The 14,066-nt window shown below is 72.6% G+C and carries 11 protein-coding genes and 2 pseudogenes; 3 read left to right on the top strand and 10 right to left on the bottom strand.

All coding sequences use genetic code 11. The features are described from left to right. The 7 genes and pseudogenes from ABZT12_RS38635 to ABZT12_RS38605 form a co-directional block, all read right to left on the bottom strand. Nucleotides 1-236 (bottom strand): SPFH domain-containing protein (locus ABZT12_RS38635; protein ID WP_356394365.1); only part of this gene is annotated, 236 nt, incomplete at its 3' end. A 138-nt stretch (nt 237-374) separates the two neighbouring features. Further along, the gene (locus tag ABZT12_RS38630) at nt 375-1,280 is read right to left on the bottom strand and encodes a S1 family peptidase (RefSeq protein ID WP_356394362.1); all 906 of its coding nucleotides are present in this window, start codon (nt 1,278-1,280) and stop codon (nt 375-377) included. Nucleotides 1,281-1,495: 215 nt separating this feature from the next. Next, nucleotides 1,496-2,218 (bottom strand): annotated as a pseudogene (locus ABZT12_RS38625) (DUF1684 domain-containing protein); the annotation flags it as partial. A 135-nt stretch (nt 2,219-2,353) separates the two neighbouring features. Further along, a pseudogene (locus ABZT12_RS38620) lies at nt 2,354-2,560 on the bottom strand (F420-dependent methylene-tetrahydromethanopterin reductase); the annotation flags it as partial. A gap of 92 nt (nt 2,561-2,652) precedes the next feature. Further along, on the bottom strand, nt 2,653-4,416 hold the full coding sequence (locus ABZT12_RS38615; protein ID WP_356394359.1) for an FAD/NAD(P)-binding protein: 1,764 nt from the start codon (nt 4,414-4,416) through the stop codon (nt 2,653-2,655). A gap of 477 nt (nt 4,417-4,893) precedes the next feature. Next, nucleotides 4,894-5,517 carry an ATP/GTP-binding protein gene (locus ABZT12_RS38610; protein WP_356394356.1) on the bottom strand — a complete coding sequence of 208 codons (624 nt, stop codon included), beginning with the start codon at nt 5,515-5,517 and terminating at the stop codon, nt 4,894-4,896. A gap of 248 nt (nt 5,518-5,765) precedes the next feature. After that, a complete protein-coding gene (locus tag ABZT12_RS38605) occupies nt 5,766-6,950 on the bottom strand; it encodes a DUF5685 family protein (protein ID WP_356394353.1) in 1,185 nt (394 codons plus the stop codon). 314 nt (nt 6,951-7,264) lie between these two features. Here ABZT12_RS38605 and ABZT12_RS38600 point away from each other — a divergent pair, with 314 nt between their 5' ends. Then, the gene (locus tag ABZT12_RS38600) at nt 7,265-7,702 is read left to right on the top strand and encodes a cell division protein SepF (RefSeq protein WP_356394350.1); all 438 of its coding nucleotides are present in this window, start codon (nt 7,265-7,267) and stop codon (nt 7,700-7,702) included. A gap of 61 nt (nt 7,703-7,763) precedes the next feature. On the opposite strand, the gene ABZT12_RS38595 is transcribed toward ABZT12_RS38600, so the two are convergent. After that, nucleotides 7,764-8,954: an acyl-CoA dehydrogenase family protein gene (locus tag ABZT12_RS38595; protein ID WP_356394347.1), complete on the bottom strand. Its 1,191-nt coding sequence runs from the start codon at nt 8,952-8,954 to the stop codon at nt 7,764-7,766. A gap of 122 nt (nt 8,955-9,076) precedes the next feature. Then, nucleotides 9,077-10,681 (bottom strand): MFS transporter, encoded by a 1,605-nt coding sequence (locus ABZT12_RS38590; protein ID WP_356394344.1) that lies wholly within the window; start codon nt 10,679-10,681, stop codon nt 9,077-9,079. 257 nt (nt 10,682-10,938) lie between these two features. Here ABZT12_RS38590 and ABZT12_RS38585 point away from each other — a divergent pair, with 257 nt between their 5' ends. Together ABZT12_RS38585 and ABZT12_RS38580 are read left to right on the top strand one after the other, a co-directional pair. Continuing rightward, nucleotides 10,939-12,081 (top strand): hypothetical protein, encoded by a 1,143-nt coding sequence (locus tag ABZT12_RS38585; RefSeq protein ID WP_356394342.1) that lies wholly within the window; start codon nt 10,939-10,941, stop codon nt 12,079-12,081. Between the two features lie 239 nt (nt 12,082-12,320). After that, nucleotides 12,321-13,355, top strand: a complete 1,035-nt coding sequence (locus ABZT12_RS38580) for a phosphatase PAP2 family protein (RefSeq protein WP_356394339.1) — start codon at nt 12,321-12,323, stop codon at nt 13,353-13,355. Nucleotides 13,356-13,451: 96 nt separating this feature from the next. On the opposite strand, the gene ABZT12_RS38575 is transcribed toward ABZT12_RS38580, so the two are convergent. Then, nucleotides 13,452-13,667 (bottom strand): I78 family peptidase inhibitor, encoded by a 216-nt coding sequence (locus tag ABZT12_RS38575; protein ID WP_356394336.1) that lies wholly within the window; start codon nt 13,665-13,667, stop codon nt 13,452-13,454. Nucleotides 13,668-14,066 lie beyond the last annotated feature (399 nt).

Here is a 14,066-nt window from a genome sequence, read left to right as displayed (position 1 = left end):
GTGATGCCCTCCTGCGCGGGGATCGGCATCGTCACGATCTGCATGTTGACCTTGCGGAGCTTCTCCACGAACGGGACGACCGTCGTGAAGCCGGGTCCGCGCACGTTCGGCCGGAGCCTGCCGAGGCGGAACACCACGCCCCGTTCGTACTGCTTGACGACCCGCGCCGCCGACATCGCGTACACCGCTCCGACGGACACGAGCGTCACGCCCGCCGTCACCAGCTCCTCGACCATCACGGCCCCCCAGGGCTCGACGTGGACGCATCAGGTGTCGTCCTCGACGGTAACGCCGCGCTCCGGTCGAGGGCGAGCCCCCGCACACGGTCGCGTGCGGGGGCCGACGCCGTTTCGGCGCGGGTGACGGAGGAGGGGTCAGCCGACGCTCACGCCGTAGTAGCTGAGCGCCTCGGTCACCGGCTGGAAGAAGGTCGTACCGCCGGAGGTGCAGTCGCCGCTGCCGCCCGAGGTCAGACCGTACGCCACGGAACCGCCGTACAGCGGACCGCCGCTGTCGCCGCCCTCGGCGCAGACCGTGGTCTGGATCATGCCGTAGACGACATCGCCGCTGCCGTAGTTGACGGTGGCGTTCAGAGCGGTGACCCGGCCGCTGTGCGTGCCCGTGGTGGAGCCGCGCCGGTAGACGGTCGTGCCCACGCTCGGGGTGGCCGCGCTGGAGATGGTCTGCGAGCCGACCGCGCTGGGGTGCGCGATCGAGGTGTTGGTGTACTTGACCAGGGCGAAGTCGTTGGTCGGGAAGCTGTAGCCCACGTTCGTGCCCAGCACCGTGGTGTGACCGGAGTTGGAGTACCAGGTGGAGGCGACCTCGCCGCAGTGGCCGGCCGTCAGGAAGTAGTAGGTGCTCCCGCTGTGCACGTTGAAGCCGAGCGAGCAGCGGTAGGAACCGCCGTAGATGGCGTCACCGCCGGTGATCAGCTTCTTGAACCGGCCCGGCGTGTGCTTGATGGTGAGGGCACCCGCGGCGCTGCCCGCCGCGCTCTTGATCTTGGCGATCTCGGCCTGCGACACCGTGCTGTCCACGGTGACCACGACGCGGTCCGACGTGCTGTCGACGGCCCAGGCGGTGCCCGGGACATCGGCGTTGAGGACGGACTTGTTGACCGACGAGAGCTGGGTCGCGCTGAAGGTCCGTGCGTCGGTGGCGCTCGCGCTCGCGGTGGGGACGGCGAACGCGGCGGCGGCCGCGAACCCGGTCGCCACGGCGATCAGCCGGGTCCGTCTCGCGATGCCGCTCTGTGGGGTGGTGCGCCTGATCCTCACGTGTCGTTCCCTCCTGGGGAAGTCGGGGGCCCGCGTGGGGTCGGGGCCCGGTGAGGCGCAGTCAGGGCCGGGCGTTCGGATTTCGAACACGTCGTGTCCCTGACAAGCGCTGTGGGGGAGTATTCGGCGGTACGACCAAGGCACGCAAGGGCGCCTTTCGGCCGTGCAGCCTTCAACCGGCCTACGCTACAAGCGAGTTGATCACTCCACTGTCGAAGGGCACGCTCCCCCGCCTCGATCGCGACGCCCAGCGTATTGCCCGGCGGTGGGAAGGGGCAGACGAAGTGGTCGGCGAAAGCACACGGTGGAAGCAGTGCGCGGTGGAAGTCCACAGTCGTGCGCCCCTGCGCATCGGGGACCGCGGGGTGGAGGAACCGGACGCGGAAACCGCCGTTCCCGCTGGTGGAGTCGGCGAAGACCACCCACGGCGAACCGTCGTCCCGCACGGCCGCCCGGAGCGTCGACTCCCGCCCGTCGAGCACGGATGCGAACTCCCCGGCGAGCGCGAGCCCACGCTCACGACCGTCCGCGGTCCCCACGCGCTCGGTGCGGCTCCCGTCGTACGGCGTGCAGCGTCCCGGCACCGAGCGGCCCGGGTCGTACGGCGTGGCCTCGATGCCCGTGAACGCGAGCCGGGCCGGAGCGGCGGGGTCGTGGTCGCGTACGCCCCGACTGCCCTCGCGGACCAGGACGGTGAGCCGGCGTTCACCGAGGCCGACCCGGGCGGCGGCCACCGGTCCGGTGTCCGCGGCCAGGCGGACACCGCCCGCGAAGGGGGCTCCGTCGACGGTCGGTCCGTCCTCCTCCGCCGCCTTGAGGAGGACGGCGGTGTCACCGTCGCGCAGCCATACCCCCGGGATGTCCGGAAGTCGCCCGTCCGGATAGTCCTCAAGCCAGTGGGTGCCCGTCAGCGCGAGCGGGCCGTAGGGCGCCGGCACCGTCTCGGTGCGGTGCTCGTGCCACCGCCGCCCCGCGTCCGCGTCGGCGTCGTTGGTCGCGGGGGTCGCGGGGGTCGCGGTGGTCGCGTCGGCTGCCGCGTCCGAAGTCGTGCGGTCCGTCCTGTCGTCATGTGCTCAGGCCTTCCCTGCCGGGTCCGAGAGCCCCAGATGCGAGCGCAGCGTGGCGCCCTGGTCCTCCGTGCGGAACGCGCCGCGCTCCTGGAGCAGCGGCACCACCTCGTCCACGAACTCGCCGAGACCGCCCGGGGTGAGGTGCGGGACGAGGATGAAGCCGTCGGCGGCGCCCTTCGTCACGAACTCGTCGAGGCCGGCGGCGACCGTGGAGAGAGGCCTTCCTGCTGTTCTGTGGTGCGGAGGCCCCTGAGCGGCGGGGCGGCCAGGGTGGTTGGTTGCGGCGGTGGGATCGACGGGCCCTACGCCGGGGCCCGGCACGCCGGCTCCCGCAGGAACGCCAGCACGGCCCGCGCGGTGGCGTCGTTCTGCCGGAACGCGGGCCCGCCGGTGCGCGGGCGGGTGAAGGCCCCGGGGGTGCGGCCGTCGGTGTAGGGCCCGAGGGCGAAGCGCCGCGGGTGCGGCCGGCCGGCCCGGTCCAGGAGCCGCCCGTCGGCGCGGTCCACCCGCAGCAGTCCGTCCGGCGTCTCGGCGCCGCCGTCGGCGTGCAGCCCGCGCAGGAGCGGGTCGAGGGCGAGCCGTACGGTGGGTTCGGGCAGCCGTGCCTCGACGAGGGCGCGGGCCCGCACCGTCTCGCCGGGCACGGTCGCGCTGGACGCCCGGAACACCCCGTCCTCGGCGGTCACGGTCATGTCCGCGCCGACGAACCGGACGATCCCGGCCCGGGAGAGCGCGAGAAGCCGCCGCAGCCGGGGTCCGGGCGGTCCGGAGGCGAGGTAGCTGAAGAAGCCGTGCCACCACGGGCCGACGCCGCCGAGCCGGATCAACTGCCCGTAGACGGAGAGCAGTCCGAGGAAGACGCCCAGATCAGCGCTGTACGACGGGTCATGACGACGCGTCAGGTCGGCCTCGACGTATGCGCGCAGCCCCTCCTGGAACGCGTCCGCCGAGGCGTACCGCACCCCGGCCAGCGGGCGGTCGAGCGAGGCGAGGTCGAGCCGGTCGGCGGGGTCGGGCACGGCGGACGCCACCAGGGCGTCGCGCTCGGCCGCCTCTCCGGCCGCGTACTTCTCCTCGAAGTCGGTCCAGGCGATGTCGGTCCGCTCGGGGTGCGCGGTGAAGAGCCGGTGGTAGTGCGCGAACCCCAACTCCTTCTCCACCAACGGCCACACGTCCCGCCGGAAGTCGAAGCCGTCCGGCCGCGCGAGCAGTGCGGCCACCTCGCCGGGCCCGAAGAACCGGGGCAGCGGCGGCCGTTCGCCGGTCCACTCGTAACCGATCTTCGAGTGGTACGGCACTCCGCGCCGCGAGCCGACATACAGCACCGGCTCACGCCCGGACGGAACGTAGGTGTCGCTCTCGTAGCGTCCGCCCCGGCCCTCGGTGAGCAGCACCATCAGGTCGACGAAGGCGAGTCCGAAGCCGCGCACCAGGACGGGTTCGCCGGGCGCGAGGGCGGAGAGGTCGCTGTCGGCGGTGAAGTCCGGCGGCAGGTGGACCAGGTCGTGGGTACGGGCGTACTCCGCCAACCGCCGCTGCTCGTCGTCGAGTTCGGCGTCGAGATGGCCGAGCGCGAGGACGACGAGGTCGGCCGGGAGGGGGTCCGGACGGCCTTCGAGCCAGACCTGCTGAAGGCCCTCGCGGGGGCCGCTCACCCGCAGCGCCCGGCAGGGGTGGTGGTGGACGGTGACGGTCTCCGGCAGCGCCGCCACCGCCTCCTGGTGCACCCAGCGCAGATACGAGCCCTGGAGCTGCCGGTCCGCGAAGGTGGTGCCGGCCACGCCGGCCCACTCGTGCAGGGTGGGCCCCTCCCGGACCGGACCGGCCATGTCCACCGTCTCGTCGGTGAACATGGTGACGTCCTCGGCGTGCGAGTTCATCCACAGCAGCGGCGACTGCGCGGCCCGCCAGATGCGGCCGGCGCCCGGCTGATGCGGGTCGACGAGATGGATGTCGAGGCCCGAACCGGCGTACAGCTCAGGTGCGTTGGCGGCGATGCGCTCGATGAGACCGGTCCCCCGCGGCCCGGCCCCGACGATCACGAGGGACGGCCTGGACGCGCTCATCGGAGGCGCTCCGGCACGGATCGGGTGCGCTCCGGCACGGGAGGTACGTCGGGTACGGCGAGGGCGGCGGCTCTGGCGAGGGCGGCGGAAGGCATGTGGAGGCTCCGTGGTGGGGTCCCCCGCTCGGCCGAGGCCGAGAGTGGGAGAAGGTCGAACACGGGTGGTGCCTTCACACGGGGCGCGCCGCGGCGCGGTACGGCCGAGCCCCTCAGCAGGGCCGTCCACCGAGAGTACGGCGCCGTTTCCCCTCCCTGTCAAGGCTGTCCACAGTGTGAGCCGTACGTCTCATCTCGGTTGACGCGGAATCGGATGCCTGTTCCACTTGGCCCATGCATCCACAGCAGTGGCTGGTCAAGCGCTCCCACATCGACCTCGGTCGAGTGTGGTCCTCCTCCTGTTGAGCTGACCCACTGCGCGCCCTGATCCCCTGACCGGTCGGGCGCCGCGCGCGTTCTCCCCCGCGTCACCGCCCCGCCTTCACACGCGCACCCCTCCCCTCACGTTCCGTTCGCTGCCGCTCCCCCGCTGTTCCGGGGAGACCCGCGCCCCGATCACCCGGTCCATCAACACGCCCAGCACCTCCCGCACGGAGCCCCGGTCCCGCGCGTCGCACTCCACCACCGGCACCTCCGCACCCAGGCCCAGGGCCTCCCGTACGGCAGCCACCCCGATCCGCTCGGCGCCGTCGAAGCGGTTCACGGCGAGGACGAACGGCGCGCCGCGCGCCTCGAAGTAGTCGACGGCCGGAAAGCACTCCTCGATCCGCCGGGTGTCCGCGAGGACCACCGTGCCGAGGGCGCCCTCCACCAGGTCGTCCCAGAGGAACGAGAACCGGTCCTGACCGGGCGTGCCGAACAGGTACAGCGCGAGCGTCGGGTCGAGCGTGATCCGCCCGAAGTCGAGCGCGACGGTCGTGGCGGTCTTGGACTCGACGCCGTCGAGCGAGTCGACGCCCACCGACATCTGGGTCATCGGCGCCTCGGTGTCGAGCGGTTCGATCTCGGAGACGGTGGAGATGAGGGTGGTCTTGCCCACCCCGAGACCGCCGCTGACCACGATCTTGACGGCCAGCGGCACGGTCTTGTCAGAGCGCCCGGACATGGTCCCTGGATCCTTTCGAGCGTCCGGTGATGATGAACGGCCGGACGAACCTCGCGTCCTCCACAGGAGCTACGTCCCCGGACCGTCCACCGTTCAGCCGCCCCTGCCCCTGCCCCTGCCCGTACCCCTGCTCCGGTCCCGACCGCTGCCCGCGCCCTCGCCCCCGCCTGTGTCCTCGGCCCCGCCCGCGCCCGCGCCCCGCCCACGCGGCGCGTCTCGGCCCGCGCGGCGCGCCCGGTCCGCTCCCGTCACAGCCCGCAGTCGCAGCAGGACAGACACTCGCAGCACTCGAAGCACTCGCAGCACTGGCAGGCGTCACAGCACGAGCCGTCGCAGCCGGAGCAGCACCCCCCACGCCTCTTCCGCGACCACGGACCCTCGAACTCGTCGGCGCAGCACACCTTGCAGGTGCAGCAGAGCCCGACGGCGGCGGCGCAGCCGGCCCAGAAGCCGCGCCCGGAGGGCCGCGGCGGCTCCCCGCCGAAGGGGTTCCCGCCGGACGGGGCGCCGGCGCCGAAGCGGTGCGGCTCGCCCTGCGGCGGCGGCCCGAACGAGCCGTCGGGCCCGTGCCCACAGGACCCCGTGCCGAACGCCCGGTCCACCGAGCGGCCCAACTCGTGGGCGAGCAGCAGGTGGGCGAGCCTGCCATCGGTGAACTCGGCCTCGCGCAGGGCGAGTCGGATCCCGTGCAGCGCGTCGTCGGCCAGCCGCCGGGCTTCCGGGCGTGAGGTCCCGGTCTCCGTGAGCGGGTTCCAGGCACCGGACGCGGCGTCGGCGTCCTGGTCCTCCACGGCGTCCAGGAGGTGCGCGAGGCGCCCGAAGAGACGTCCGGCCTCGGCGAGCGGCCCGGCGTTGGCCGGCCGTCCGGCCAGCACCGCGGTGTGCGCGAAGGCGGCGGCGGTGGCGGTCTCGGTGGGTTCGGTGACGGTCAGGAGCGGGGTGCCGGGTCCCGCCAGAGCTTCGATGCCGAACTGCCGGTCCACGGCGTCCACGAGGACGGCGGTGTCGAACCCGACGTCCGAGCCGGTCCGCTCCCCGGCCCGCCCCCAGCGGCCGGCGACCCGGCGCGCCGCGAGCGCGACCGGCCCGCGCGCGAGCAGCCCGTCCCCGTCGGCGACATGGTCGCGCACCTTCGCCGAGGCGAGCACCAGGGAGACCGCCGCCGCGAGCCGCGCCCCCTCGCCCTGGGCGACGGAGGCGGTACGCATGCCGCGCAACGGACACGGGCCGGCCGTACGCCGGCCTCCGTCCGCCTGTCCGGCCTGCGCCTCCGTCAGGACCGAGATGAGCAGTCCGTCGTAGTTCGTCACGATGCGCGCGAACTGGCCGTGGTCCTTGCGCAGGGCGAGACAGAGCCCGCACAAGTGGGCGGTCCACTGGTTCTTGAGGCTCGCACCGAGCCGGTGGCCGCAAGGCCGGACGATTCCGAACACAACGTTCCCCCGTGACGCCGACGACATCTGATCAGGCGTCGGGAAGGGCGTTGACCCGGCGTGTCGTATTGACCACCCCGGTCACCCGTACGTACCACTGGTCACCCGGACGCAGTGAAGAATCATATTTCACTCTCAGTCAGCAGCGGTTTGGGTGACGGCCCTTGGGACACACGGACTCTCGACGTACTGGCTGTGCACCAGTACCGTCACAAACCCCCCGCGCGGCGTCTAACCACTTGGCGCGCCGTCCGCATCATGGATGACCATAGGGATGCGGAAAGCAAGAAAGACCGCTGTGAGAGGAGGCGTCCATGGGATCGGTACGCAAGGCAAGTGCCTGGCTTGGCCTCGTCGACGACAACGACGACGAGCGTTACTACGACGACGACTACTCAGAAGGGACCGAGCCCGGGGAGGCCTGGGTCACGGACCCGCGGGTGAAGGTGGCCGCGGACGTCGTCGAGGACACCGGCCGGCGGATCGGCACGGTCACCCCCGACAGTTTCCGGGACGCCCGCGCCATCGGCGAGCTCTTCCGGGACGGGGTTCCGGTGATCGTGAACCTGACGGCCATGGAGGCGACCGACGCCAAGCGCGTGGTCGACTTCGCCGCCGGTCTCACCTTCGGCCTGCGCGGCACGATCGAGCGGGTCGCCAACCGCGTCTTCCTGCTCACCCCCGCCAACACGGAGATCGTCAGCGGCGAGATCGCCGCGCGCCGCGAGGACGGCTTCTTCAACCAGAGCTGAGGCAGGGCCGCTCACCGGCCCTGCCTGGCCACGGGGTCGGACGATCAGTGGTCTTCCGGGCCTACCGGAAGGCGTCGAGTCCAGTGAGCGCCTTGCCCAGCACGAGCTGGTGCATCTCGACGGTGCCCTCGTAGGTGAGCACCGATTCGAGGTTGGTCGCGTGCCGCATCACGGGGTACTCCAGCGAGATCCCGTTGGCACCGAGGACGGTCCGTGCCGTACGGCAGATCTCGATCGCCTCCCGTACGTTGTTGAGTTTGCCGAAGCTGACCTGCTCGGGACGCAGGCGGCCGGCGTCCATGCGCCGCCCCAGATGATGGGCGAGCAGTATCCCCTTGTGCAGTTCGACCGCCATGTCGGCGAGTTTGGCCTGGGTGAGCTGGAACCCCCCGATGGGCCGCCCGAACTGCTCCCGCGTCTTCGCGTACTCGACGGCGGCCTCGAACGACGAACGCGCCGCGCCCATCGCCCCCCACACGATCCCGTAGCGGGCGTGCGACAGACAGCTCAGCGGTCCCTTCAGCCCGGTCACCCCGGGCAGCGCGGCGTCGGCCGGCAGCCGTACGTCGTCGAGGACCAGCTCGCTGGTGACGGAGGCGCGCAGCGACCACTTGTGCTTGATCTCCGGGGCGGAGAACCCGGAGACGTCGGTGGGCACGGCGAAGCCCCGGATGCCGTCCTCGGTCTGCGCCCAGACCACGGCGACACCCGCCACGGAACCGTTGGTGATCCACATCTTCCGCCCGTTGAGCACCCAGTCGGTGCCGTCCCGCTTGGCGTGGGTGCGCATCGAGCCGGGGTCGGAGCCGTGGTCGGGTTCGGTGAGCCCGAAGCAGCCGATGACCTCGCCGGAGGCCATCCGCGGCAGCCACTCCCGCTTCTGCTCCTCGCTGCCGAACCGGTGGAGGGCGTACATCGCGAGGGAGCCCTGCACGGAGACGAGCGACCGGATCCCGGAGTCGGCGGCCTCCAGCTCCAGACAGGCGAGCCCGTACTGCACGGCGGAGGCACCGGCGCACCCGTACCCGGTGAGCGACATGCCCAGCGCGCCGATCGCGCCGAGCTCCCGGGCCAGCTCGCGGATCTGCGGCAGCTCGCCCTTCTCGTACCACTCGGCGACGTACGGCAGCACCCGCTCCGCCGCCCAGGACCGCACGGTGCCGCGGATCGCCAGATCCTCGGGCTCCAGCAGATCGTCGATGCCCAGCGGGTCGGCGGGGTCGAACGGGGGCGACTTCGAGGACGAGGACATGCGCGGACCCTCCGGAGGACGAGAAAACTACCACCGCTAGTTACAGCAACGGCCTCGACGCTACGACGCCGGACCCGCCGCGTCCAGCGTCGCCGCGCCGGGTGCGCGCGCAGCCGAACCGTTCAGGCCGGGACGCGGTCCTCGGCGACCTCACGCGGAGCGGGGACCCCGGCCGCCGCGGGCGCCTCGCACTGCATGACCCGCGGCAGCCGCAGCGCCATCGCCGCCCCCAGCAGCAACAGCCCCCCGCTCACCAGCAACGTGACATGCAGCCCGTGCACGAACGCGTCCCGGGCCGCCTCCCGCAGGGCGAGCCCGCGCGCCCCGCCCAGCCGCGCGGCCAGGTCGTAGGCCTCGCCGAGCGAATGCCCCGCCCGGACCGACGCCGACGCGGGCACCCCCGGCACCGTCCTCAGCCCGGGCGCGTACGCCGCGTTCATCACGCTGCCCAGCAGCGCGATGCCGATGCCCGCGCCGAGCTGGTACGACGTCTCCCCGATCGCCGCCGCGCCGCCCGCCTGGGCGAGCGGCGCCTCGCTCAGCATCGACTCGTACGCCCCGAAGAGCGTCATCTCCAGGCCGAACCCGAGCAGCAGGAACCCGCAGAGCAGCAGCCCGGCGTTGTCCTCCGCGCCCATCGCCGTCAGCGTCACCACGGCGGCGGCGGTCAGCAGGAAGCCCGCGCACACCATCCGGCGCGGCCCGAACCGCCGCAGCAGCCGCGCCCCGAAGAGCCCCGCCGCCATCGCCGCGAACGTCAGCGGCAGCAGTCGCAGACCGGTCTGCAGGGGGGAGAGCCCGAGCACCAGTTGCAGGTACTGGGCCGCGATCAGCTCAAGGCCCACCAGAGCGAGCATCGCCAGCACGATGCATCCGACGGAGGTGCTGAACGCCGGCCGGCGGAACATCGTGAGGTCCACCAGGGGGTGCGTGCGGCGGCGCTGCCTCCGTACGAAGAGGACCAGCAGCACCGCGCCGACGATCAGCGGGGCGACGGTCCAGGCGCTGTCCACCGGTTCGCCGCCGCCGAGCCGCTTCACGCCCAGCACCGCGCCGAAGAGCCCGCCCGCGGCCAGCAGCGCGCCGGCGACGTCCCACGGGCCGTCGCGGTCGCCCCGCGACTCGGGCAGCAGCAGCCGTCCGACCGGCAGGCTGATCAGCATCAGCGGGATGTTGACGAGGAAGACCGAGCCCCACCAGAAGTGTTCGAGGAGGAAGCCGCCGAGCAGCGGCCCGACCGCCGCGCCGACCGCGGCCACCGCGCTCCACACCCCGATCGCCACCGCCCGCTCGCGCCGGTCGGGGAAGACCTGCCGGAGGATCGAGAGCGTGGCGGGCATGATCATCGCGCCGCCGACGCCGAGCAGCGCCCGCGCCAGGATCAGCGTCCGCGCGTCGTGCGCGAGGGCGGCGGCACCGGAGGCGACGCCGAAGAGGCCGTAGCCGAGCAGCAGGATCCGTCGGCGGCCGACGCGGTCGCCCAGCGTGCCGAAGAGGATCAGCAGCGAGGCGCAGACGAGGGGGTAGACGTCGACGATCCAGAGCAGCTCTATCGCGCCGGGCCTGAGGTCCTCGGTGACGGCGGGCACCGCGACGTGGAGCACGGTGGCGTCGAGGGCGACCAGCAGCAGGCTGACGCAGAGGACGACGAGGACGACCCAGCGGTTGGCACCGGCGCCGGCCGCCCGAGAGCGCGGCGCCTCGGCAGCCGTGATCGTCCCGGACATGTGCGTACCTCCCAGATGTTCCCTCGGGTTCGGCGGGCTCACGGGGTGGGGACTCCCGTGACTGCGGCCGGAGAAGAGCGGTGTCTCCGGCCCGCGCAACGAAGGCGAGTGGGGCGTCAGCGTACGCGAGTTCACGCCACCGTCACGTGGTGGACCTCTCACCCACCCCTGGAACACGTGTGGCGTACGCCACGCCCCCGGCCGTCGCCCAGGCCCGCCGCCCGCCCCGGTTCCGGCGGCCGTCGATAATCGGGCCCGTGACCGATCTTGAGACGCGCCCGGCACCGCCCGGCGCCGCCCTCCTCCGCCGGGCGGCCCCGGCCCTGCTGGGCTACGCGGCCGTGCGCGCCCTGGGCCTGCTCACCCTGGCCCTGTGGAGCACGGCGAGTGGCAAGGACGCGTACACGCTGCTCACCGCCCGCTGGGACGCCCTCTGGTACGCCAGGGTCGCCGGGCCCGGCTACGGCTACCAGGTGCGTCTGCCGAACGGTGACGTCCACTCCGCTCTCGCCTTCTTCCCGCTGCTGCCCTGGCTGGAGAGGCTGCTGCACGCCGTGAGCCCGCTGTCGTACGCCGACGCGGGTTTCACGGTGAGCCTGCTCGCCTCGCTCGCCGCCGCGTGCGGGGTCTTCGCCGTCGCGGACCGGTTGTACGGCCGCCGGGCCGGGGTCTGCGCCGTGCTGCTGTGGGCCGTGCTCCCCGTCGGGATCGTGCAGTCGATGGCGTACAGCGAGTCGCTGTTCACGGCGCTCGCCGCCTGGTCCCTGTACGCGGTGCTGGCCGGCCGGCTGCCGGCCGCGGGCGCCCTGGCCCTGCTGGCGGGTCTGACCCGCCCGGTGGGGCTCGCCGTGGTCGCGGCGGTGTGGACGGCCGGGATCAGCGCCGCCGTCCGGGGCTCGTTCTCCTGGCGGCACGCCCTCGGCATGGCGCTCGCGCCCCTCGGCGCCGCCGGGTACGTGCTCTGGGTCGGCCGCCGCACCGGCGGGGGCGTCCTCGGCTATCTCGACGTCCAGGCCGGCTGGCGCAACGGCTTCGACGGCGGCTACGCCTTCGCCCGCTTCGTCGGCGCCATGTTCACGTCGTTCCCCTCGGCGCTCGCCGGGGCCGGGCTGATCGTCGGGGTCGCCCTGGTGCTCCGGCTGTACGTCGCGGGCGTCCGCCGGGGCCAGCCGCTGCCGCTCCTCGTCTACACGGGGGTCGTCACCGTGCTCGCCCTGTGCGCGTCGAGCTACTTCGGCTCGAAACCGCGCCTGCTGATGCCCGCCTTCCCCCTGTTGTTCCCGCTCGCCACGGCCCTGGCCCGGGCCCGTACCTCCAGGTCAGCACTGGTGGTGGGCGGGGTGGCGGTGGCGTCGGCGGTGTACGGGGCGTTCTGGCTGACCGGCTCCGGTCCCCCATGATCGGTTCCCCGGCCCCTGATGAGCAGCCGGCCAATTCCGTCCAAGGATTCGGTGAACTAATTCATAAGTGCCACAAAACTGAGACCCGGCTTGATCAAAGGAATTGAAGGAAGCGGCCGCCGCTGATTGCGGAATCCTCGGCGATAAACCCCGGCCTGAGAGCTTTCCCACATCACATCGTCATCACAAAGAGGCTGTTCCGACGGGGATCCACACTCACTCGCTGTAACGTCGATTGGGTGCGTACCGAACGAAACCTCACCCGTCTGGACCGGGTGTTCACGAGGCTGGACCGTGAGCCGGAACGGCCGGCCCACATCGACGTGCCGAAGATGAGCCGGCACCGGGTCGTGCTGCTCTCCGCGACCCTGGCCTTCTACCTGGCGATCGTGTGGGCCGTCGTGACGACCTCGTGGCTGGTCCGGCTCGACTGGCAGGTCATGTTCTTCCGGCCGTACCAGCAGTGGGCCGGGATCCACTGGTTCGTGGACTACTACGTGGTGCTCGGCCAGCGCGGCCCCACCGCGGTGATGGTCGCCGCCTGGCTGGGCTGGCGCTCCTGGCGCCAGCACACCCTGCGCCCGCTGCTGACGCTGGGCGCCTCGCTGCTGCTGCTGAACCTCACGGTCGGCGCAGCCAAGCTTGGCATGGGTCGCCTCGGCCCGCACTACGCGACGGTCATCGGCTCGAACGAGATGGGTCTCGGCGGCGACATATTTCCCAGCGGCCACACCGCGAACGCGGTCGTGACCTGGGGAATCCTGGCCTATCTGGCCTCCACCCCGGGGGCCCGCCGCTGGCTGTCGGCCGTCTCCGCGGTCACCTCGCTCGGGGTCGGCATGGCCACCGTGTACCTCGGAACGCACTGGCTGAGCGATGTACTGCTGGGCTGGGCCGCCGGCCTGCTGGTCCTGCTGGCGCTGCCGTGGTGCGAGCCACTGATCGCCCGTGCCGAGACAGGCCTCTTCGCTCTGCGCGACCGCCGGCGCGCCCGCCGCGGCCGTACCGCGCCCGCTCCGGTGCCCGCGTCGCCGGTCCCCGCGCCCGTGCTCCTCAAGCCGCGCGGCGCCGCCGGGGAGGAGGCCCCCGCGACCCGCGAGACGGTCCCCGCGGGCCGCTCCGCCCGGCCGCCCGCCCACCTCGCCCCGGGGCCGCACACGGCCCGCTCGGAGCGCACCCCGGTCACCCCGGCGGGCAGCCGCCGCCCGCCGCACCCGGACCGCGTGGCGCGCGCCGGCACCCCCACCGGTGCCCGCCCCCTGACGGGCGGCTGACCGCCACCTCTCGGGACCGGTACGCACACCCCACCCGCGCAGGACGAAGGCCCCGGTTCCGCACGAGAACCGGGGCCTTCGCCGTGCGCGCCGCCGTCAGCCCTTCCAGGCGCGGGTCACCGTGCCGTCCCGGACCTCGAAGTTGAGGCGTCCCACGCGGTACTCCATCGTGATGACCGTCCCCGGGGGCAGCGACCGTACCGTCGGCCATCCGCGCTCCCGGGCGCGCCGTTCGGCCTGTCCCGCGTCGAGGCCGACGTAGCCGTCCGGGCTGTCCTGTGGCTCCTCGGGAGGAGTGGGAATCGGTGCCATACGGCCACGCTAGGCGCTGTCCGGCGGGCACGGAAGTCCGAACGCCGGGCCGGTGCGCACGTCCCTCCACGGTCACACTTCTGTCACAGGATCACGACGCGCGTTCTCTTACCTTTTCTTCACACGAACGAGCGGTTCCGTACCCCTTCTCCGGGCATTCGAACGTAATTCCTGCGGATCGTGCGGGTGTCCGTAAAAGGGTGCCGGAAAGCGCCGGAAGCGAGGGGCCGGGAAGGGGGCGGGTCACTCATTTCATTCCGGATCCGCGCGCTGCCACGGATGCTGACGGCGCATAAGAATTCCACCGTTCCGCCCCAAGGCGTCCGATGTCACCAGCGAGCTGTGGGGCGGCTCCGCCGACCTCGCGGGCTCGAACAACACCACGATCGACAAGACGTC

It is taken from the genome of Streptomyces sp. NPDC005423 (genome assembly GCF_040606415.1).
Taxonomy (GTDB): domain Bacteria; phylum Actinomycetota; class Actinomycetes; order Streptomycetales; family Streptomycetaceae; genus Streptomyces.
This window is presented reverse-complemented; position numbering and strand designations above follow the sequence as displayed.

Excerpts from the sequence above, each read along its gene's own strand:
- ABZT12_RS38615 (WP_356394359.1), bottom strand. The coding sequence starts at position 4,416 with ATGAGCGCGTCCAGGCCGTCCCTCGTGATCGTCGGGGCCGGGCCGCGG.
- ABZT12_RS38610 (WP_356394356.1), bottom strand. The coding sequence starts at position 5,517 with ATGTCCGGGCGCTCTGACAAGACCGTGCCGCTGGCCGTCAAGATCGTG.
- ABZT12_RS38600 (WP_356394350.1), top strand. The coding sequence starts at position 7,265 with ATGGGATCGGTACGCAAGGCAAGTGCCTGGCTTGGCCTCGTCGACGAC.
- ABZT12_RS38595 (WP_356394347.1), bottom strand. The coding sequence starts at position 8,954 with ATGTCCTCGTCCTCGAAGTCGCCCCCGTTCGACCCCGCCGACCCGCTG.
- ABZT12_RS38590 (WP_356394344.1), bottom strand. The coding sequence starts at position 10,681 with ATGTCCGGGACGATCACGGCTGCCGAGGCGCCGCGCTCTCGGGCGGCC.
- ABZT12_RS38575 (WP_356394336.1), bottom strand. The coding sequence starts at position 13,667 with ATGGCACCGATTCCCACTCCTCCCGAGGAGCCACAGGACAGCCCGGAC.